The organism is Rhizobium lentis, from assembly GCF_017352135.1.
GTDB lineage: Bacteria > Pseudomonadota > Alphaproteobacteria > Rhizobiales > Rhizobiaceae > Rhizobium > Rhizobium lentis.
In genome coordinates, this window is record NZ_CP071454.1 from 3,613,508 (window position 1) to 3,630,142 (window position 16,635).

Below are 16,635 nucleotides of genomic sequence, written 5' to 3' on the forward strand. Positions count from 1 at the left end.
CTCGAGCTGAGTTGGAAGGATTGAACCGATGCGTTCAGGTGTGATTGCACAGAAGGTGGGAATGACCCGCGTCTACAACGACGCCGGCGAGCATGTCCCGGTAACGGTACTGCGTATGGACGGCTGCCAGGTCGTTGCCACACGCACAGTCGAAAAGAATGGCTATACCGCAGTTCAGCTCGGTGCCGGCCAGGCGAAGGTGAAGAACACGTCGAAGGCGATGCGCGGCAATTTTGCCGTTGCCAACGTCGAGCCGAAGGCCAAGCTCGCAGAATTCCGCGTGTCGGAAGACAATCTGCTCGAGATCGGCACGGAGCTCAAGGCAGGTCACTTTGCTGCCGGTCAGCTCGTCGACGTGACGGGTACGACGATCGGTAAGGGTTTTGCCGGCGCCATGAAGCGTCACGGTTTCGGCGGTCTGCGCGCGACGCACGGTGTGTCGGTTTCGCACCGCTCGCACGGTTCGACGGGCTCGCGCCAGGATCCGGGCAAGGTTTTCAAGAACAAGAAGATGGCTGGTCACATGGGCCAGACGCGCGTCACGACGCAGAACCTGGAAGTGGTTTCGACCGACGAAGATCGTGGTCTGATCCTGATCAAGGGTGCTGTTCCCGGTTCCAAGGGTGCCTGGATCATCGTGCGCGACGCCGTCAAGTCGGCCGCGAAGTAAGGGAGCCAGATCAATGGAATTGAACGTCAAGACCCTCGAGGGAAAAGACGCCGGGAAGGTTTCCCTTTCGGACGAGATTTTCGGCCTCGAGCCCCGCGAAGACATTCTCGCCCGCGTCATCCGCTGGCAGCTTGCCAAGAAGCAGCAGGGCACGCACAAGGCAAAGGGCCGCGCTGAAGTTTCGCGCACCGGCGCTAAGATGTACAAGCAGAAGGGTACGGGCCGCGCCCGCCACCATTCGGCTCGCGCTCCGCAGTTCCGCGGCGGCGGCAAGGCCCACGGCCCGGTCGTCCGCAGCCACGAGCACGACCTTCCGAAGAAGGTTCGCGCGCTTGGCCTTCGCCACGCCCTTTCGGCCAAGATCAAGGCCGATGACGTCATCGTCATCGACAACCTGGTCGCCGCCGAAGCCAAGACCAAGGCTCTTGCGTCCGCATTCGAGACGCTCGGCCTTACCAACGCCCTCTTCATCGGCGGCGCAGAGCTTGACGGCAACTTCAAGCTCGCAGCTCAGAACATCCCGAACATCGATGTTCTGCCGATCCAGGGCATCAACGTTTACGACATCGTGCGCCGCGGCAAGCTCGTGCTTTCCAAGGCTGCGGTTGAAGCGCTAGAGGAGCGATTCAAGTGACCGATCTCCGCCACTATGATGTGATCGTCTCCCCGGCGATCACCGAAAAGTCCACGCTGGTATCCGAGAACAACCAGGTTGTTTTCAATGTCGCCAAGCAGGCGACGAAGCCGGAAATCAAGGCTGCGGTCGAAGCGCTGTTCGGCGTCAAGGTCACGGCCGTCAACACTCTGCTGCGCAAGGGCAAGACCAAGCGGTTCCGCGGTTTTGTCGGCAAGCAGAAGGACGTGAAGAAGGCTGTCGTGACGCTGGCTGAAGGCCAGACGATCGACGTCTCCACCGGTCTCTGAGGAATAAGAAAATGGCATTGAAAACATTCAATCCGACGACCCCGAGCCAGCGTCAGCTGGTCATCGTGGACCGCTCCTCGCTCTACAAGGGCAAGCCGGTCAAGGCGCTGACGGAAGGTCTGACCAAGAGCGGCGGTCGTAACAACCTCGGCCGCATCACGGCCCGCTTCATCGGCGGCGGTCACAAGCGCAGCTACCGTCTGGTCGACTTCAAGCGTCGCAAGTTTGATGTCGAAGGCACGGTCGAACGTATCGAATACGATCCGAACCGGACGGCGTTCATCGCTCTGGTGAGCTATGCCGATGGCGAACAGGCCTACATCATCGCTCCGCAGCGTCTTGCAGCCGGCGACAAGGTCATCGCTTCGGAAAAGGCTGTCGACGTGAAGCCCGGCAATACCATGCCGCTGCAGTACATCCCGGTCGGCTCCATCATCCACAACGTGGAAATGAAGCCGGGCAAGGGCGGTCAGATAGCTCGCTCCGCCGGTTCCTACGCGCAGCTCGTCGGCCGTGACCAGGGCATGGCGATCCTTCGCCTGAACTCCGGTGAACAGCGCCTGGTCAGCGGCGTCTGCCTTGCTTCGATCGGCGCGGTGTCCAACCCTGACCACGCCAACATCAACGACGGCAAGGCCGGTCGAACCGTCTGGCGCGGTAAGCGTCCGCATAACCGCGGCGTTGTCATGAACCCGGTCGACCATCCGCACGGCGGTGGTGAAGGCCGCACCTCCGGTGGTCGCCATCCGGTGACGCCGTGGGGCAAGCCGACCAAGGGCAAGCGCACCCGGTCGAACAAGTCGACCGACAAGATGATCATGCGCTCGCGTCATCAGCGTAAGAAGTAAGAGAGGAAGTCTCCAATGGCTCGTTCAGTGTGGAAAGGTCCGTTCGTTGACGGCTATCTTCTCAAGAAGGCTGAGAAGGTTCGTGAAGGCGGACGTGCAGAAGTAATCAAGATCTGGAGCCGTCGCTCCACGATCCTGCCGCAGTTCGTCGGTCTTACCTTCGGCGTCTACAACGGCAGCAAGCATATTCCGGTCAGCGTCAATGAAGACATGGTCGGCCACAAATTCGGTGAATTCTCTCCGACCCGCACCTACTACGGTCACGGCGCGGACAAGAAGGCGAAGAGGAAGTAACAATGGGCAAGGCAAAAGCCGAACGCCGGCTGAAGGACAACGAGGCGCAAGCAGTCGCCCGCACGCTCCGCGTCAGCCCCCAGAAGCTCAACCTGGTTGCTGCGGCCATCCGCGGCAAGAAGGTCGAGCGTGCACTCGCTGAGCTGGAGTTCTCCCGCAAGCGTATCGCGGGCGCCGTCAGGAAGACGCTCGAATCCGCAATCGCCAACGCCGAGAACAACCATGATCTCGACGTCGACGCGCTCGTCGTCGCCGAGGCCTATGTCGGCAAGTCGATTGTCATGAAGCGTTTCCACGCTCGTGGCCGCGGTCGCGCGTCGCGCATCGAAAAGCCCTTCGCGCACCTGACGATCGTCGTTCGTGAAGTGCAGGCAGCAGAGGAGGCCGCATAATGGGTCAGAAAATCAATCCGATCGGTTTCCGTCTCGGCATCAACCGTACCTGGGATAGCCGCTGGTTCGCGGACAATGCCGAGTACGGCCAGCTGCTGCACGAAGACCTGAAGATGCGCAAGTTCGTCATGAGCGAACTGAAGCAGGCAGGCATTTCCAAGGTGGTCATCGAGCGTCCGCACAAGAAGTGCCGCGTCACGATCCACTCGGCTCGTCCGGGCCTGATCATCGGCCGCAAGGGCGCAGACATTGACAAGCTCCGCAAGAAGCTGTCGGACATGACAAATTCGGAAACGCACCTCAACATTGTCGAAGTGCGCAAGCCCGAAGTCGACGCCACGCTGGTCGCGCAGTCGATCGCCCAGCAGCTCGAGCGCCGTGTGGCTTTCCGTCGTGCGATGAAGCGCGCCGTTCAGTCCGCGATGCGTCTTGGCGCCGAAGGCATCAAGATCACCTGCGCTGGCCGTCTCGGCGGTGCTGAAATCGCTCGTACGGAGTGGTACCGCGAAGGTCGCGTTCCGCTGCACACGCTGCGCGCTGACATCGACTACGGCACGGCAGAAGCCGAAACCGCATTCGGTATCTGCGGCATCAAGGTCTGGATCTTCAAGGGTGAAATCCTTGAGCACGATCCGATGGCTTCCGAACGTCGCGCGCTGGAAGGCGACGCGCAGGGTCCGGCAAGCCGCGAACGCGACCGCGGCGATCGTCGCCGCGAACGCGACAACGCGTAATTAGCGCTGGCGAAAGATAAGCTCGGAGAAGTAAGAAAATGTTGCAGCCAAAGCGTACTAAGTACCGCAAGCAGTTCAAGGGCCGCATCAAGGGCGTGGCCAAGGGCGGTTCTGACCTGGCATTCGGCGAATTCGGCCTGAAGGCTCAGGAGCCCAACCGCGTCAATGCACGCGAGATCGAGGCAGCTCGCCGCGCGATCACGCGTTACATGAAGCGCGCCGGCCGTGTATGGATCCGCGTGTTCCCGGACGTTCCGGTAACCGCAAAGCCGACCGAAGTCCGCATGGGTAAAGGTAAGGGCTCCGTTGAGTACTGGGCATGCAAGGTCAAGCCCGGTCGTATGATGTTCGAGATCGACGGCGTCAGCGAAGAGATCGCCCGCGAGGCGCTTCGCCTCGGCTCTGCCAAGCTCTCGGTCAAGACGCGCTTCGTTCAGCGCATTGCAGAGTAAGGGATTGAGCTCATGAAAGCCTCAGATGTTCGCGCGTTGACCGCCGACCAACTCAAGGACGAGCTTGCCAAGCTGAAGAAGGAGCAGTTCAACCTGCGCTTCCAGAAGGCGACCGGCCAGCTCGAAAAGTCCTCGCGCATCAATGAAGTCCGCAAGGACATTGCCCGCGTGAAAACCATTGCCCGCCAGAAGGCGGCAGAAGTTAAGGCCTAAAGGAAGAAAAATATGCCGAAGCGCATCCTGCAGGGCGTCGTCGTTGGCGACAAGAACGAGAAGACGGTAGTGGTTCGTGTCGAGCGTCGTTTCGCTCACCCGCTGCTCCAGAAGACCGTTCGTCGTTCCAAGAAGTACAAGGCCCACGACGAAAACAACCAGTACAAGATCGGCGATACCGTATCCATCGAGGAATGCGCGCCGATCTCGAAGGACAAGCGTTGGACGGTCATCGCCGCCCAGGGCAAGTAACAGAATTTTGTGCGAGGCCTTGCGTCTCGCCGAAATATCTGTATGAAGCAGCGTCAGAACGCTCGAATGCCGGGCGTTCTTTTGCTTTGAGCGCACGGAAGGTCCCGTTCGGGAAACCACCCTGGCACGATCGATCCCGCGCTATTCAGCTATTGCCGCGTCTGTGCCTGCCGTCTGGCAGGTCGGCCGGCGGAAAATTTTCATAAGCCGGAGTAGGGGGCTAGCCCAACCATTCCGGTAAACCAAGAAGGCGACCTGATATGATTCAGATGCAAACAAACCTCGACGTGGCGGATAATTCCGGCGCACGTCGTGTCATGTGCATCAAGGTGCTGGGCGGCTCGAAGCGCAAGTATGCCTCGATCGGCGACGTCATCGTCGTTTCGATCAAGGAAGCGATCCCGCGCGGCCGCGTGAAGAAGGGTGACGTGATGAAGGCGGTTGTCGTTCGCACCGCCAAGGACATCCGTCGTCCGGATGGCTCGGTCATCCGCTTCGACACCAACGCAGCAGTCCTCATCGACAACAAGAAAGAGCCGATCGGCACCCGTATCTTCGGACCGGTTCCGCGCGAACTTCGCGCCAAGAACCACATGAAGATCATCTCGCTGGCTCCCGAAGTATTGTAAGGAGCGAAGCGATGCAGAAGATTCGTAAAGGCGACAAGGTCGTCATGCTCGCTGGCAAGGACAAGGGCCGTACCGGCGAAGTTGTTCAGGTCATGCCGAAGGAAGATCGTGCCGTCGTCCGTGGCGTCAACGTCGTGAAGCGCCACCAGCGCCAGACGCAGACCCAGGAAGCCGGCATCATCAACAAGGAAGCCCCGGTTCACCTGTCCAACATTGCAATCGTCGACAAGGACGGCAAGCCGACCCGCGTCGGTTTCAAGGTCGTTGACGGCAAGAAGGTCCGTGTGGCCAAGCGTTCTGGAGAAGTGATCGATGGCTGAGGCAAAATACGAGCCGCGGCTCAAGAAGGAATATGTCGAGCGCATCCGCAAGGCGATGCAGGAGAAGTTCTCCTACGCCAACGAAATGATGATCCCGAAGCTCGACAAGATCGTGATCAACATGGGCGTCGGTGAAGCGACCGCTGACTCGAAGAAACCGACGGTTGCTGCCGCCGACCTCGCAGCGATCGCCGGTCAGAAACCGGTCATCACCCGCGCACGCAACTCTATCGCAGGCTTCAAGGTCCGCGAAAACATGCCGATCGGCGCAAAGGTTACCCTGCGCGGCGCCCGCATGTACGAGTTCCTGGATCGTCTGGTCAACATCGCGCTCCCGCGCGTTCGCGACTTCCGCGGCCTGAACCCGAAGAGCTTTGACGGCCGTGGCAACTTCGCCATGGGCATCAAGGAGCACATTGTGTTCCCTGAAATCAACTACGACAAGGTTGATCAGATGTGGGGCATGGACATCATCGTTTGCACGACGGCGACGACCGACGACGAAGCCAGGACTCTCCTGAAAGAGTTCAGCTTCCCGTTCCGTCAATAACCGTAACGACGAGCGTAGAAAAGGAACCTGACATGGCGAAGACAAGCGCAGTTGAAAAGAACAAGCGCCGCCGTACTACGGTCGCCAACCAGGCCGCGAAGCGGGCTGCGTTGAAGGCGATCATCATGAACCAGGCTCTTCCGATCGAAGAGCGGTTCAAGGCCTCGATCAAGCTGGCATCCCTGCCGCGCGATGGATCGAAGACCCGTATTCGCAACCGTTGTGAAGTATCGGGCCGTCCGCGCGCATACTACCGCAAACTGCGCATGTCGCGTATTGCGCTGCGTGAACTCGGCAATCTCGGCAAGGTGCCGGGCATCGTCAAGTCCAGCTGGTAAGGAGCAGGTTAGATGACAATGACTGATCCGTTGGGCGATATGCTCACCCGCATCCGCAACGGCGCTTCCCGCCGCAAGTCGTCGGTTTCGACGCCTGCGTCCAAGCTCCGTGCGCGTGTTCTCGATGTCCTGCAGTCCGAAGGCTACATCCGTGGCTATTCCGTTGTCGATTTCGGCAATGGCAAGTCGGAGCTCAACATCGAGCTGAAATATTATGAAGGCGCATCGGTGATCCGCGAGATCGGCCGTGTGTCCAAGCCGGGCCGCCGGGTTTATGTCTCGGTCAAGTCCATTCCGCAGGTCGCGAACGGCCTCGGCATCACGATCCTTTCGACTCCGAAGGGCGTGATGGCCGATCACCAGGCTCGCGAACAGAACGTTGGTGGCGAGGTTCTTTGCTCGGTCTTCTAAGATCGGGCAGGGATCTCCATAGCGAACAGACAGGATTGAAACATGTCTCGTATCGGTAAGAAGCCCGTTCAGGTGCCTGCTGGAATCACGGCTACGGTCGATGGCCAGAAGGTTACCGCAAAGGGCCCGAAGGGCGAGCTGTTCTTCGTCGCTAACGACGAAATCAGCCTCAAGCTCGAAAACAACGCGGTCGTCGTGACGCCCGTAAACCAGACCAAGGATGCGCGGTCGAAGTGGGGCATGTCCCGCACGATGATCGAAGGCATCTTCAAGGGCGTCAAGGAAGGTTTCGAGCGCAAACTTGAAATCAACGGCGTCGGCTACCGCGCCGCCATGCAGGGCAAGAACCTGCAGCTGGCGCTCGGTTTCAGCCACGACGTGGTCTATGAACCGCCGGTCGGCATCACGATCGCTGTTCCGAAGCCGACTGAAATCGTCGTCAGCGGCATCAACAAGCAGCAGGTCGGCCAGGTTGCCGCCGAAATCCGCGAATATCGCGGTCCTGAGCCGTACAAGGGCAAGGGCGTCAAGTATGCCGACGAGCGGATCGTCCGCAAAGAAGGCAAGAAGAAGTAAGGATCACGCGAAATGGCTAGCAGGAAAGAAGCACTTGCACGTCGTGCCAACCGCGTGCGCCGTCATATCAAGTCGGTGGCCAACGGCCGTCCGCGCCTGTCGGTTCATCGCTCCTCGAAGAACATCTATGCCCAGATCATCGACGATGTGGCTGGCAAGACGCTTGCGTCTGCCTCCACCCTCGACAAGGATCTGCGCGGTTCTCTGAAGACCGGTGCCGATACCGCAGCAGCCGCTGCTGTAGGCAAGCTCGTCGCCGAGCGCGCCTCCAAGGCCGGTGTTACGGACGTCGTGTTCGACCGTGGCGCCTTCATCTATCACGGCCGCATCAAGGCTCTTGCCGAAGCGGCCCGCGAAGGCGGTCTCACCTTCTGATCAGCTTCCGGCCGGACGCATCTGCGCCGGCCGGATTTTCGCCGGACCGCGGGTACTTCCCTGGAGAAGGGGAGGCTTAGGCGGTCCACATTCGTTTGCCGATTGCACCCGGAAAAGAAAAAGGAAGAGGACAATGGCACAGGAAAGAAGGCCGCAGCGGGAAGACCGCCAGAGCCGTGAAGAGCGCGATAGCGAATTCGTCGACAAGCTTGTCGCGATCAACCGCGTCGCCAAGGTTGTCAAGGGCGGCCGTCGTTTCGGTTTCGCAGCACTCGTCGTCGTCGGCGACCAGAAGGGCCGCGTCGGCTTCGGCCATGGCAAAGCACGCGAAGTGCCGGAAGCCATCCGCAAGGCAACCGAAGCCGCCAAGCGCGAGCTGATCTTCGTACCGCTGCGTGACGGCCGTACGCTGCATCACGACGTTCATGGCCGCCACGGCGCCGGCAAGGTTCTGCTGCGCTCGGCGAAGGTCGGTACTGGCATCATCGCCGGCGGCCCGATGCGCGCCGTATTCGAAACGCTCGGCATGCACGACGTCGTCGCCAAGTCGACCGGTTCGTCGAACCCCTACAACATGGTTCGCGCCACCTTCGACGCTCTGAAGCACCAGGTTCACCCGAAGGACATCGCAGCTCAGCGCGGCATCAAGTATGCAACGCTGCAGGCTCGTCGTAGCGCCTCCGGCAACGCCTCTGAAGAATAAGAGGAGCTGACCAATGGCCAAGGCTACCAAGAAGGCTGAAGCGAAGACTGTCACGATCGAACAGATCGGCAGCCCGATTCGCCGTCCGGACGTCCAGCAGCGCACGCTGATCGGTCTCGGACTGAACAAGATGCACCGTCGCCGCACGCTGGAGGATACCCCTTCCGTTCGTGGCATGATCCGTGCTGTCCAGCATCTCGTTCGCATTGTCGACGAGAAGTGAGACGGAGGAAACGCTCATGAAACTCAATGAAATTAAGGACAACGAAGGCTCGACCCACAGCCGCAAGCGCCTCGGCCGCGGTATCGGTTCGGGCTCCGGCAAGACCGGTGGTCGCGGTGTGAAGGGTCAGAAGTCCCGTTCCGGCGTCGCCATCAACGGCTTCGAAGGCGGCCAGATGCCGATCTATCGTCGCCTGCCGAAGCGCGGCTTCAACAACATCTTCGCTTCCGACTTCGTCGTCGTGTCGCTTGCCCGCATCCAGGCTGCGATCGACGCCGGCAAGCTCGATGCCAAGGCGACCGTTGACGCCGCTGCCCTCAAGGCCGCCGGCGTCATCCGCCGCGCCAAGGACGGCGTTCGCGTTCTCGCCGATGGCGAGCTCAAGGCCAAGATTACCATCGTCGTTGCCGGCGCTTCCAAGCCGGCCGTCGAGAAGATCGAAAAGGCAGGCGGCACCGTGACCCTGCTTTCGGCTCCGGCTGCAGCCGAATAATATCTGATGATATGTCGCCCGGGGTGCTTCACACCGGGCGATTTTGCTCCCATATGTGGGCCTCACAAAAACTTGGCTGGCGCGCCCGCGTCATGCCGGTAAGACTGGAAGACAAGGGTGAGGCATGGGGTTGCGCTGCAATCCGTCCAAAGCCCGGTTTTGAATAATTTTCATACTGATTCCGGGGCCGGCTATTTCCCTAGAGACGCCGGAATTGGTAGCGCGGAGAATCGCATGGCTTCTGCAGCGGAACAATTGGCATCCAACCTCAATTTTTCGACCTTTGCCAAAGCCGAGGATTTGAAGAAGCGCCTGTGGTTCACACTGGCAGCTCTCCTCGTCTACAGGCTCGGCACCCATATTCCGCTTCCGGGGCTCAATCCCGAAGCCTATGCCCAGGCGTTCCGCGGCCAGGCAGGCGGTATTCTCGGCCTTTTCAATATGTTCTCGGGCGGCGCTGTCGAACGCATGGCGATCTTCGCGCTCGGAATCATGCCTTACATCTCCGCCTCGATCATCGTACAGCTCATGACCTCGGTGGTGCCGGCGCTCGAAAACCTGAAGAAGGAAGGCGAGCAGGGGCGCAAGATCATCAATCAGTACACCCGCTATGGCACCGTCATTCTAGGGGCGCTGCAGGCCTATGGCATCGCCGCTGGTCTCGAGAGCGGCCAAGGTCTGGTCGTCGAGCCGGGCTGGTTCTTCCGCGTTTCTACCGTCCTGACGCTGCTTGGCGGCACGATGTTCCTGATGTGGCTCGGTGAGCAGGTCACCTCGCGCGGCATCGGCAACGGTATTTCGCTGATCATCTTCGCCGGTATCGCGGCCGGCCTTCCGAGCGCGCTTGCCGGTACCCTCGAACTCGGCCGCACCGGCGCGCTGTCGACCGCGCTCATCCTGCTCGTTATCGTCGTCGCGATCGGCGTCATCGGCATCATCGTCTTCGTCGAACGGGCCCAGCGCCGGCTGCTGATCCAATATCCGAAGCGCCAGGTCGGCAACCGCATGTTCCAGGGCGACACCTCGCACCTGCCGCTCAAGCTCAACACATCAGGCGTCATTCCGGCCATCTTCGCCTCGTCGCTGCTGCTTCTGCCGGCAACGGTCGCCGGCTTCGCCAGCACGACGTCGATGCCGTCCTGGGCGACGTCGATCGTTGCCGCCCTCGGCCACGGCCAGCCGCTCTACATGGTGCTCTATGCGGCGCTGATCGCCTTCTTCGCCTTCTTCTATACGGCCATCGTCTTCAATCCGAAGGACACGGCCGACAATCTGAAGAAGCACGGGGGCTTCATCCCCGGCATCCGCCCGGGTGAGCGCACCGCCGAATATATTGATTATGTGCTGACCCGGATCACCGTGATCGGCGCGATCTATCTCGTCTTCGTCTGCATCCTTCCGGAGATATTGGTGTCGCAAACCGGCATCCCATTATCCCTTGGTGGCACTTCGCTTTTGATCGTGGTTAGCGTAACTCTTGATACGGTGGCACAGATCCAGGGTCACCTGATCGCGCAGCAATACGAAGGCCTGATCAAGAAATCGAAGTTGCGAGGAGGAAAGAGGGGGCGATGAGACTTATCCTTTTGGGGCCGCCGGGCGCGGGCAAGGGAACCCAGGCCCAGCGGATCGTGGAAAAGCACGGCATCCCGCAGCTTTCCACGGGCGACATGCTGCGTGCGGCCGTTAACGCCGGTACGGAGGTGGGCAAGCGCGCCAAGGCTGTCATGGACGCCGGCAAGCTTGTCTCGGACGATATCGTCATAGCCATCGTCTCCGAGCGAATCGATCAGTCCGATTGCGCCAACGGCTTCATTCTCGATGGTTTCCCCAGGACGCTGGTCCAGGCGGACGCCACCGAGGCGATGCTGAAGGCGAAGGGTCTCGATCTTTCCGTCGTCATCGAATTTCGTGTCGATGATGCCGAGTTGGTTCGCCGTGTCGCCGGTCGTTACTCCTGCGCGCAGTGCGGTAGCGTCTATCATGACACCGACAAGGTTCCGGCCAGCGAGGGCGTATGCGACAAGTGCGGTTCCACGCACTTCAAACGTCGCCCCGACGATACTCCGGAGACGATGACGGCCAGACTGCAGGTCTACTATAAGGAAACCTCGCCGCTGATCGGCTATTACCATGCCAAGGGCAAACTCAAGTCTGTCGACGGCATGGCGGAGATCGATCAGGTGACCGCCGAAGTTGAAAGCATTCTTTCCAAGCTTTAAGGCTTTGAAAATAAACTTGGCGGGAACGGTTGCTTTTCAGCAGTGATTCCGCTAAACACCGCGCCAACTCGCGACATTCCCTGCGATCGGCGCGGATTTCCCTGGGAAGTCCGGGTGCGGTCGTTTTGACATGTTACGGACGTAAATCTGAACGGGCGGTCCTGAGGACCGCATAACGAAGCCCACTTGCCGGATGGCAACTGGAATGCAAGGAGAACAGGCGTGGCACGTATCGCTGGCGTCAACATCCCGACTGCAAAGCGCGTCGTCATCGCGCTGACCTACATTCACGGGATCGGTCCGAAATTCGCACAGGAAATCGTCGAGAAGGTCGGTATTCCGGCCGAGCGTCGTGTGCATCAGCTGACGGACGCCGAAGTCCTTCAGATCCGCGAAACCATCGACCGCGACTATCAGGTCGAGGGTGATCTTCGTCGCGAAACCGCGATGAACATCAAGCGCCTGATGGATCTCGGCTGCTACCGTGGTCTGCGTCATCGTCGCGGCCTTCCGGTCCGCGGTCAGCGCACGCACACCAATGCCCGCACCCGCAAGGGGCCGGCAAAGGCGATCGCTGGCAAGAAGAAGTAATTTCCGGGAAACCGGGATGGGGAGGCTGGCGGTCCGCGCCGGCCTCTTTTGAGTTTGGAACGGGACCGTATAGGCGCCGTTCCGGTGTAGCCGCTGGCATTACGGCGGTGAAGAGATCAACGAAAGGATTAGCATGGCTAAGGAAGCCGTCCGCGTTCGCCGTCGCGAGCGCAAGAATATCTCGTCGGGTGTCGCTCACGTCAACTCGACCTTCAACAACACGATGATCACCATCACCGATGCGCAGGGCAATGCCATCGCCTGGTCGTCGGCCGGCGCCAAGGGCTTCAAGGGCTCGCGCAAGTCGACCCCGTTCGCTGCCCAGATCGCTGCCGAAGACTGCGCCAAGAAGGCCCAGGAGCACGGCATGAAGTCGCTGGAAGTCGAAGTCTGCGGTCCGGGTTCGGGTCGCGAATCGGCTCTGCGCGCGCTCCAGGCTGCGGGTTTCATGATCACGTCCATCCGCGACGTGACCCCGATTCCGCACAATGGCTGCCGTCCGCGCAAGAAGCGCCGCGTCTGATCATCGCTCTCGTCACCGGTGAGCGCCTTGGCGTTCCCGGTGGTTTTCAAGCTCGGTTGCCACGATTGGATGGTGGCAACGAACGGAAGGCAAACTCATGATTCAGAAGAACTGGCAGGAACTGATCAAGCCGAACAAGGTGGAGTTCTCCTCGAGCTCGCGCACCAGGGCGACGCTCGTCGCCGAACCGCTGGAGCGCGGCTTCGGCCTCACCCTCGGCAACGCGCTGCGCCGCGTTCTGCTCTCCTCGCTGCGCGGTGCTGCCGTCACGGCGGTGCAGATCGACGGCGTGCTGCACGAATTCTCCTCGATTCCGGGCGTCCGCGAAGACGTCACGGATATTGTGCTGAACATCAAGGAAATCGCCATCAAGATGGATGGCGACGACGCGAAACGTATGGTCGTGCGCAAGCAGGGCCCAGGCGTTGTCACGGCTGGCGACATCCAGACGGTCGGCGATATCGAGATCCTCAACCCCGAGCATGTCATCTGCACGCTCGACGAGGGCGCCGAGATCCGCATGGAATTCACCGTCAACAACGGCAAGGGCTATGTTCCGGCCGAGCGCAATCGTGCGGAAGACGCTCCGATCGGTCTCATTCCGGTCGACAGCCTTTATTCGCCGGTCAAGAAGGTGTCCTACAAGGTTGAAAATACCCGCGAAGGACAGGTTCTCGACTACGACAAGCTGAACATGACCATCGAAACCGATGGCTCGATCACCGGCGAAGACGCCGTCGCTTTCGCGGCGCGCATCCTCCAGGATCAGCTTGGCGTCTTCGTCAACTTCGACGAGCCGCAGAAGGAAACCGAAGAGGAAGCAGTCACCGAGCTCGCTTTCAACCCGGCTCTCCTCAAGAAGGTGGACGAACTCGAACTGTCGGTCCGTTCGGCAAACTGCCTGAAGAACGACAACATCGTCTATATCGGCGACCTCATTCAGAAGACCGAAGCAGAAATGCTCCGCACGCCGAATTTTGGTCGCAAGTCGCTGAACGAAATCAAGGAAGTTCTCGCTTCCATGGGCCTGCACCTCGGCATGGAAGTGCCGGCATGGCCGCCCGAGAACATCGAAGATCTCGCCAAGCGTTACGAAGACCAGTATTGAGAAAACAAAAGGCAGGCTCGTTCGGCTGCCTTTCCCCGTCAAACAGCAGGCCGATCGCCTGCATGTGCCAGGAAACGGCAGGCCACTTAACGTAAGGGCACTGCATTAAAGGAGAATAGCAATGCGCCATGGTAAAGCCGGCCGCAAGCTGAATAGAACTGCAAGCCACCGCAAGGCGATGTTCGCCAACATGGCGGCTTCGCTGATTACCCACGAGCAGATCGTCACGACCCTGCCGAAGGCCAAGGAAATCCGCCCGATCGTCGAGAAGCTCGTCACGCTCGGCAAGCGCGGTGACCTGCATGCTCGCCGTCAGGCGATCTCGCAGATCCGCGATGCCGCCGTCGTCTCGAAGCTGTTCGACACGATCGCAACGCGCTACGCCACCCGCAACGGTGGCTACCTGCGCATCATGAAGGCTGGCTTCCGCCAGGGCGACAACGCCGCCATGGCCGTGGTCGAATTCGTCGATCGCGACACCTACGCCAAGGGCGCAGCCGACAAGGCCCGCGTCGCTGCCGAAGAGCAGGCGGTCGCCGCCTAAGTCTTCCGCTCTGCCGGAGCAATACAGCCGGGCTGCAAAGCCCGGCTGTTTTCGTTTGTGCGTCGGCCGAGAATGGCGAGAGCGAACGGCGTCAAGCGACGGCAAGGCGTGCGGCTTGATTCTTCGATATCTGTGTCAGCACGTTCAATCGGCTGATATTTGACGGGACCGATTCCATTGCGCGAAATCATTGAGATCCGCTCGCGCAGGCAGCGCCTTCGGCTTGCCGCCCTGCTGCTTGTCATCGTCCTCGGACTGGCGTTGAGACGCTTTGGCTATGGCGCCGATCTCCCTTTCGTCGTGGTCAAATATGGCGGATCGGTACTCTGGGGAGCGATGGTCTATCTGCTGGTGGCGATGTTTTTCGCAAGGTCACGGCGGGTGGTCATTGCGGGCATAGCGCTGTTCATTGCGATCTCGGTGGAATTGTTCCGGCTTTATCACACGCCTTGGCTCGACGCCTTTCGGCTAACCATGGCAGGCGCATTGCTGCTTGGGCGGATATTCTCGCTTTGGAATATGCTGGCCTATGCCATCGGCATCGCCGCGGCCTTTGCCTTTGATCCAGCACGTCGGTGATATGTCCTCGCCGGTCGTTTACGCCTCGGATGTTGAAGCCACCGCGCGATTGCGCGGACGTCCTTGGCCCTTCTTCCGGCTGCGTGCGATCGGCCGCCAGGCGCGGTAGAGGATCAGCGCAATGATCAGCCCGAGATAGATATATTGCTCGAGATCAAGGATCTTGGTCGACAGCGCGAAATGCAGCGCTCCGCTGGCGGCAACAACGTAGACGAGCCGGTGCAGCCAGATCCAATTCTTGCCGAGGCGGCGGATCGAGACATTATTGGATGTCAGCGCCAGCGGAATAAGCATCGCAAGGGCTGCCATGCCGAACATGATGAAGGGGCGCTTCAGCACGTCGTTGATGACGGCTTGAATGTCCATCGCCTGGTCGAGCACCATGTAGACGGTGAAGTGCATCAGCGCGTAGTAGAAGGTCAAAAGGCCAAGTGCGCGGCGATAGCGCAGATAATTCCAGCCGAACAATTCGCGCACAGGGGACACCATAAGTGTCACTATCAGGAAGCGGATCGTCCAGATGCCAAGGAAGAGCTCGAAGGTCTTGACCGGATCGGCGCCGAGCTGATCGGTCGCGCCGAGATAGAAGGTCCAGGCCGCGGGCAAGAGCCCCGCGACATAAAGCAGCCAGACCGAGGCGGGTTGCCAGCGTTTCGGAATGGCGAGCGACAGTTCCGCCATCAGAAATTGGCCTTCAAATCCATGCCGGCGTAAAGGCTCGCCACCTCGTCGGCATAGCCGTTGAACGGCAGGGTGGGGTGGCGGCTGGCGCCGAAGAAGCCGCTTTCGCCGATGCGCCGTTCTGTGGCCTGGCTCCAGCGCGGATGGTCGACGGCCGGATTGACGTTTGCGTAAAAGCCGTATTCCTGCGGATTGGTCACTTGCCAGGTGTTCTTCGGCTGCTGATCAGTGAGCGTGATCCTCACGATCGACTTGATGCCCTTGAAGCCGTATTTCCACGGCACGACGAGGCGGATCGGCGCACCGTTCTGGTTCGGCAGCGTTTCGCCATAAAGCCCGACGGCAAGCAGCGTCAGCGGATGGCGCGCCTCGTCGAGGCGCAGCCCCTCGACATAGGGCCAGTCGAGCGACTGGAAGAAACCCTTCTGCCCCGGCATTTCCTCCGGCCGCACGACGGTTTCGAAGGCGACATATTTGGCGCTGCCGAGCGGCTCTACCTTGTCAAGCAGCGCTGCCAGCGGAAAGCCATCCCAGGGGATGACCATCGACCAGGCTTCGACGCAGCGCATCCGATAGGTGCGTTCCTCGATCGGGAATTCCTTCATCAGCGCCTCGATGTCGAAGGTACCGGGTTTGTTGACCATGCCGTCGACCTTGACCGTCCAGGGCAGCGGTTTGAAGTCGCCGGAAAGAGCAGCGGGGTCGCCCTTGTCGAGGCCGAACTCATAGAAGTTGTTGTGGGTCGTCACGTCCTTGAGCGGCGTCGTCTTCTCATCGACCTTGTACTTGCTCTCGACGGCCGAGAGCGCGGCGGCGCTCGCGTTGCCTGCGCCGTAAAGTGCGATGGCGCCAAGCGCCGCAGCACCCAGGAATTCGCGGCGGCGCACATAGAGCTGGCGCGGCGTGATTTCCGACGAAGCGATCTTCGGTGGGCGATAGGTCGGCATGTCAAAACCTCCTGGGCGGCTTTCCGAATATAGTCCTTAAACG

Annotated in this window: 29 protein-coding genes; 27 read left to right on the plus strand and 2 right to left on the minus strand. The window is 60.3% G+C overall.

The window, feature by feature from the left end; genetic code table 11:
- Positions 1-28: 28 nt before the first annotated feature.
- The 27 genes from rplC to J0663_RS17440 all read left to right on the plus strand — a co-directional run bounded on the left by rplC (position 29) and on the right by J0663_RS17440 (position 14,964).
- A complete protein-coding gene (gene rplC / locus J0663_RS17310; RefSeq protein ID WP_004674916.1) occupies positions 29-670 on the plus strand; it encodes a 50S ribosomal protein L3 in 642 nt (213 codons plus the stop codon).
- 13 nt (positions 671-683) lie between these two features.
- Complete coding sequence (gene rplD / locus J0663_RS17315) at positions 684-1,304, plus strand: 50S ribosomal protein L4 (RefSeq protein ID WP_004674918.1); 621 nt, start codon at positions 684-686, stop codon at positions 1,302-1,304.
- Positions 1,301-1,594: a 50S ribosomal protein L23 gene (locus J0663_RS17320; RefSeq protein WP_003547550.1), complete on the plus strand. Its 294-nt coding sequence runs from the start codon at positions 1,301-1,303 to the stop codon at positions 1,592-1,594. The genes rplD and J0663_RS17320 overlap by 4 nt, the downstream gene beginning before the upstream one ends.
- Positions 1,595-1,605: 11 nt before the next feature.
- Positions 1,606-2,442 carry a 50S ribosomal protein L2 gene (rplB, locus tag J0663_RS17325; RefSeq protein WP_207241596.1) on the plus strand — a complete coding sequence of 279 codons (837 nt, stop codon included), beginning with the start codon at positions 1,606-1,608 and terminating at the stop codon, positions 2,440-2,442.
- Positions 2,443-2,457: 15 nt separating this feature from the next.
- On the plus strand, positions 2,458-2,736 hold the full coding sequence (rpsS, locus tag J0663_RS17330) for a 30S ribosomal protein S19 (protein WP_003573797.1): 279 nt from the start codon (positions 2,458-2,460) through the stop codon (positions 2,734-2,736).
- Positions 2,737-2,738: 2 nt separating this feature from the next.
- Entirely contained in the window at positions 2,739-3,128 is a 390-nt protein-coding gene (gene rplV / locus J0663_RS17335; protein ID WP_064801907.1) for a 50S ribosomal protein L22, read from the plus strand.
- On the plus strand, positions 3,128-3,862 hold the full coding sequence (gene rpsC / locus J0663_RS17340; protein WP_003573793.1) for a 30S ribosomal protein S3: 735 nt from the start codon (positions 3,128-3,130) through the stop codon (positions 3,860-3,862). The genes rplV and rpsC overlap by 1 nt, the downstream gene beginning before the upstream one ends.
- A gap of 38 nt (positions 3,863-3,900) precedes the next feature.
- Positions 3,901-4,314 carry a 50S ribosomal protein L16 gene (rplP, locus tag J0663_RS17345; RefSeq protein ID WP_003573792.1) on the plus strand — a complete coding sequence of 138 codons (414 nt, stop codon included), beginning with the start codon at positions 3,901-3,903 and terminating at the stop codon, positions 4,312-4,314.
- Positions 4,315-4,326: 12 nt separating this feature from the next.
- Positions 4,327-4,527: a 50S ribosomal protein L29 gene (rpmC, locus tag J0663_RS17350; RefSeq protein ID WP_004674925.1), complete on the plus strand. Its 201-nt coding sequence runs from the start codon at positions 4,327-4,329 to the stop codon at positions 4,525-4,527.
- 12 nt (positions 4,528-4,539) lie between these two features.
- A complete protein-coding gene (gene rpsQ / locus J0663_RS17355) occupies positions 4,540-4,779 on the plus strand; it encodes a 30S ribosomal protein S17 (RefSeq protein ID WP_004674926.1) in 240 nt (79 codons plus the stop codon).
- 260 nt (positions 4,780-5,039) lie between these two features.
- Positions 5,040-5,408 carry a 50S ribosomal protein L14 gene (gene rplN / locus J0663_RS17360; protein ID WP_003573790.1) on the plus strand — a complete coding sequence of 123 codons (369 nt, stop codon included), beginning with the start codon at positions 5,040-5,042 and terminating at the stop codon, positions 5,406-5,408.
- A gap of 11 nt (positions 5,409-5,419) precedes the next feature.
- A complete protein-coding gene (gene rplX, locus J0663_RS17365; RefSeq protein ID WP_004674929.1) occupies positions 5,420-5,728 on the plus strand; it encodes a 50S ribosomal protein L24 in 309 nt (102 codons plus the stop codon).
- Complete coding sequence (gene rplE / locus J0663_RS17370; protein WP_011424985.1) at positions 5,721-6,278, plus strand: 50S ribosomal protein L5; 558 nt, start codon at positions 5,721-5,723, stop codon at positions 6,276-6,278. The genes rplX and rplE overlap by 8 nt, the downstream gene beginning before the upstream one ends.
- A gap of 32 nt (positions 6,279-6,310) precedes the next feature.
- Positions 6,311-6,616 (plus strand): 30S ribosomal protein S14, encoded by a 306-nt coding sequence (rpsN, locus tag J0663_RS17375; protein WP_003573787.1) that lies wholly within the window; start codon positions 6,311-6,313, stop codon positions 6,614-6,616.
- A gap of 12 nt (positions 6,617-6,628) precedes the next feature.
- Positions 6,629-7,027: a 30S ribosomal protein S8 gene (rpsH, locus tag J0663_RS17380; RefSeq protein ID WP_004674934.1), complete on the plus strand. Its 399-nt coding sequence runs from the start codon at positions 6,629-6,631 to the stop codon at positions 7,025-7,027.
- 42 nt (positions 7,028-7,069) lie between these two features.
- The gene (rplF, locus tag J0663_RS17385) at positions 7,070-7,603 is read left to right on the plus strand and encodes a 50S ribosomal protein L6 (RefSeq protein ID WP_207241598.1); all 534 of its coding nucleotides are present in this window, start codon (positions 7,070-7,072) and stop codon (positions 7,601-7,603) included.
- A 12-nt stretch (positions 7,604-7,615) separates the two neighbouring features.
- Positions 7,616-7,978, plus strand: a complete 363-nt coding sequence (rplR, locus tag J0663_RS17390; RefSeq protein ID WP_011424987.1) for a 50S ribosomal protein L18 — start codon at positions 7,616-7,618, stop codon at positions 7,976-7,978.
- Between the two features lie 133 nt (positions 7,979-8,111).
- Positions 8,112-8,681 (plus strand): 30S ribosomal protein S5, encoded by a 570-nt coding sequence (gene rpsE, locus J0663_RS17395; protein WP_003573784.1) that lies wholly within the window; start codon positions 8,112-8,114, stop codon positions 8,679-8,681.
- Between the two features lie 13 nt (positions 8,682-8,694).
- Complete coding sequence (rpmD, locus tag J0663_RS17400) at positions 8,695-8,904, plus strand: 50S ribosomal protein L30 (RefSeq protein ID WP_011424988.1); 210 nt, start codon at positions 8,695-8,697, stop codon at positions 8,902-8,904.
- Between the two features lie 16 nt (positions 8,905-8,920).
- On the plus strand, positions 8,921-9,397 hold the full coding sequence (gene rplO, locus J0663_RS17405) for a 50S ribosomal protein L15 (RefSeq protein ID WP_207241600.1): 477 nt from the start codon (positions 8,921-8,923) through the stop codon (positions 9,395-9,397).
- Between the two features lie 234 nt (positions 9,398-9,631).
- A complete protein-coding gene (secY, locus tag J0663_RS17410) occupies positions 9,632-10,972 on the plus strand; it encodes a preprotein translocase subunit SecY (protein WP_207241602.1) in 1,341 nt (446 codons plus the stop codon).
- The gene (locus J0663_RS17415; RefSeq protein WP_207241605.1) at positions 10,969-11,619 is read left to right on the plus strand and encodes an adenylate kinase; all 651 of its coding nucleotides are present in this window, start codon (positions 10,969-10,971) and stop codon (positions 11,617-11,619) included. The genes secY and J0663_RS17415 overlap by 4 nt, the downstream gene beginning before the upstream one ends.
- 222 nt (positions 11,620-11,841) lie before the next feature.
- Complete coding sequence (gene rpsM / locus J0663_RS17420; RefSeq protein WP_011424992.1) at positions 11,842-12,210, plus strand: 30S ribosomal protein S13; 369 nt, start codon at positions 11,842-11,844, stop codon at positions 12,208-12,210.
- Positions 12,211-12,343: 133 nt separating this feature from the next.
- Complete coding sequence (gene rpsK, locus J0663_RS17425; protein ID WP_003547577.1) at positions 12,344-12,733, plus strand: 30S ribosomal protein S11; 390 nt, start codon at positions 12,344-12,346, stop codon at positions 12,731-12,733.
- Positions 12,734-12,830: 97 nt separating this feature from the next.
- Positions 12,831-13,841, plus strand: coding sequence for a DNA-directed RNA polymerase subunit alpha (locus J0663_RS17430; RefSeq protein ID WP_003547579.1), 1,011 nt, complete (start codon positions 12,831-12,833; stop codon positions 13,839-13,841).
- Positions 13,842-13,962: 121 nt separating this feature from the next.
- Positions 13,963-14,385 (plus strand): 50S ribosomal protein L17, encoded by a 423-nt coding sequence (gene rplQ / locus J0663_RS17435; protein ID WP_010029289.1) that lies wholly within the window; start codon positions 13,963-13,965, stop codon positions 14,383-14,385.
- Positions 14,386-14,562: 177 nt separating this feature from the next.
- Entirely contained in the window at positions 14,563-14,964 is a 402-nt protein-coding gene (locus J0663_RS17440) for a ribosomal maturation YjgA family protein (protein WP_207241608.1), read from the plus strand.
- An 18-nt stretch (positions 14,965-14,982) separates the two neighbouring features.
- On the opposite strand, the gene msrQ is transcribed toward J0663_RS17440, so the two are convergent.
- Positions 14,983-15,645, minus strand: a complete 663-nt coding sequence (msrQ, locus tag J0663_RS17445; protein WP_207241610.1) for a protein-methionine-sulfoxide reductase heme-binding subunit MsrQ — start codon at positions 15,643-15,645, stop codon at positions 14,983-14,985.
- The gene (msrP, locus tag J0663_RS17450) at positions 15,645-16,592 is read right to left on the minus strand and encodes a protein-methionine-sulfoxide reductase catalytic subunit MsrP (protein WP_207241618.1); all 948 of its coding nucleotides are present in this window, start codon (positions 16,590-16,592) and stop codon (positions 15,645-15,647) included. Before msrP ends, msrQ begins: the two co-directional genes overlap by 1 nt.
- Positions 16,593-16,635 lie beyond the last annotated feature (43 nt).

What these genes read in the sequence shown, in the direction of transcription:
- rplQ (WP_010029289.1), top strand. Translation starts at nt 13,963, where the DNA reads ATGCGCCATGGTAAAGCCGGCCGCAAGCTGAATAGAACTGCAAGCCAC.
- rpmD (WP_011424988.1), top strand. Translation starts at nt 8,695, where the DNA reads ATGGCCAAGGCTACCAAGAAGGCTGAAGCGAAGACTGTCACGATCGAA.
- rplV (WP_064801907.1), top strand. Translation starts at nt 2,739, where the DNA reads ATGGGCAAGGCAAAAGCCGAACGCCGGCTGAAGGACAACGAGGCGCAA.
- rpmC (WP_004674925.1), top strand. Translation starts at nt 4,327, where the DNA reads ATGAAAGCCTCAGATGTTCGCGCGTTGACCGCCGACCAACTCAAGGAC.
- rplO (WP_207241600.1), top strand. Translation starts at nt 8,921, where the DNA reads ATGAAACTCAATGAAATTAAGGACAACGAAGGCTCGACCCACAGCCGC.
- rplD (WP_004674918.1), top strand. Translation starts at nt 684, where the DNA reads ATGGAATTGAACGTCAAGACCCTCGAGGGAAAAGACGCCGGGAAGGTT.
- msrQ (WP_207241610.1), bottom strand. Translation starts at nt 15,645, where the DNA reads ATGGCGGAACTGTCGCTCGCCATTCCGAAACGCTGGCAACCCGCCTCG.
- rplN (WP_003573790.1), top strand. Translation starts at nt 5,040, where the DNA reads ATGATTCAGATGCAAACAAACCTCGACGTGGCGGATAATTCCGGCGCA.
- J0663_RS17415 (WP_207241605.1), top strand. Translation starts at nt 10,969, where the DNA reads ATGAGACTTATCCTTTTGGGGCCGCCGGGCGCGGGCAAGGGAACCCAG.
- rplR (WP_011424987.1), top strand. Translation starts at nt 7,616, where the DNA reads ATGGCTAGCAGGAAAGAAGCACTTGCACGTCGTGCCAACCGCGTGCGC.
- secY (WP_207241602.1), top strand. Translation starts at nt 9,632, where the DNA reads ATGGCTTCTGCAGCGGAACAATTGGCATCCAACCTCAATTTTTCGACC.
- rplF (WP_207241598.1), top strand. Translation starts at nt 7,070, where the DNA reads ATGTCTCGTATCGGTAAGAAGCCCGTTCAGGTGCCTGCTGGAATCACG.
- rplE (WP_011424985.1), top strand. Translation starts at nt 5,721, where the DNA reads ATGGCTGAGGCAAAATACGAGCCGCGGCTCAAGAAGGAATATGTCGAG.
- rplB (WP_207241596.1), top strand. Translation starts at nt 1,606, where the DNA reads ATGGCATTGAAAACATTCAATCCGACGACCCCGAGCCAGCGTCAGCTG.
- rpsK (WP_003547577.1), top strand. Translation starts at nt 12,344, where the DNA reads ATGGCTAAGGAAGCCGTCCGCGTTCGCCGTCGCGAGCGCAAGAATATC.
- J0663_RS17430 (WP_003547579.1), top strand. Translation starts at nt 12,831, where the DNA reads ATGATTCAGAAGAACTGGCAGGAACTGATCAAGCCGAACAAGGTGGAG.
- rplX (WP_004674929.1), top strand. Translation starts at nt 5,420, where the DNA reads ATGCAGAAGATTCGTAAAGGCGACAAGGTCGTCATGCTCGCTGGCAAG.
- rpsQ (WP_004674926.1), top strand. Translation starts at nt 4,540, where the DNA reads ATGCCGAAGCGCATCCTGCAGGGCGTCGTCGTTGGCGACAAGAACGAG.
- rplC (WP_004674916.1), top strand. Translation starts at nt 29, where the DNA reads ATGCGTTCAGGTGTGATTGCACAGAAGGTGGGAATGACCCGCGTCTAC.
- rpsC (WP_003573793.1), top strand. Translation starts at nt 3,128, where the DNA reads ATGGGTCAGAAAATCAATCCGATCGGTTTCCGTCTCGGCATCAACCGT.
- rpsS (WP_003573797.1), top strand. Translation starts at nt 2,458, where the DNA reads ATGGCTCGTTCAGTGTGGAAAGGTCCGTTCGTTGACGGCTATCTTCTC.
- rpsN (WP_003573787.1), top strand. Translation starts at nt 6,311, where the DNA reads ATGGCGAAGACAAGCGCAGTTGAAAAGAACAAGCGCCGCCGTACTACG.
- rpsE (WP_003573784.1), top strand. Translation starts at nt 8,112, where the DNA reads ATGGCACAGGAAAGAAGGCCGCAGCGGGAAGACCGCCAGAGCCGTGAA.
- rplP (WP_003573792.1), top strand. Translation starts at nt 3,901, where the DNA reads ATGTTGCAGCCAAAGCGTACTAAGTACCGCAAGCAGTTCAAGGGCCGC.
- msrP (WP_207241618.1), bottom strand. Translation starts at nt 16,592, where the DNA reads ATGCCGACCTATCGCCCACCGAAGATCGCTTCGTCGGAAATCACGCCG.
- rpsH (WP_004674934.1), top strand. Translation starts at nt 6,629, where the DNA reads ATGACAATGACTGATCCGTTGGGCGATATGCTCACCCGCATCCGCAAC.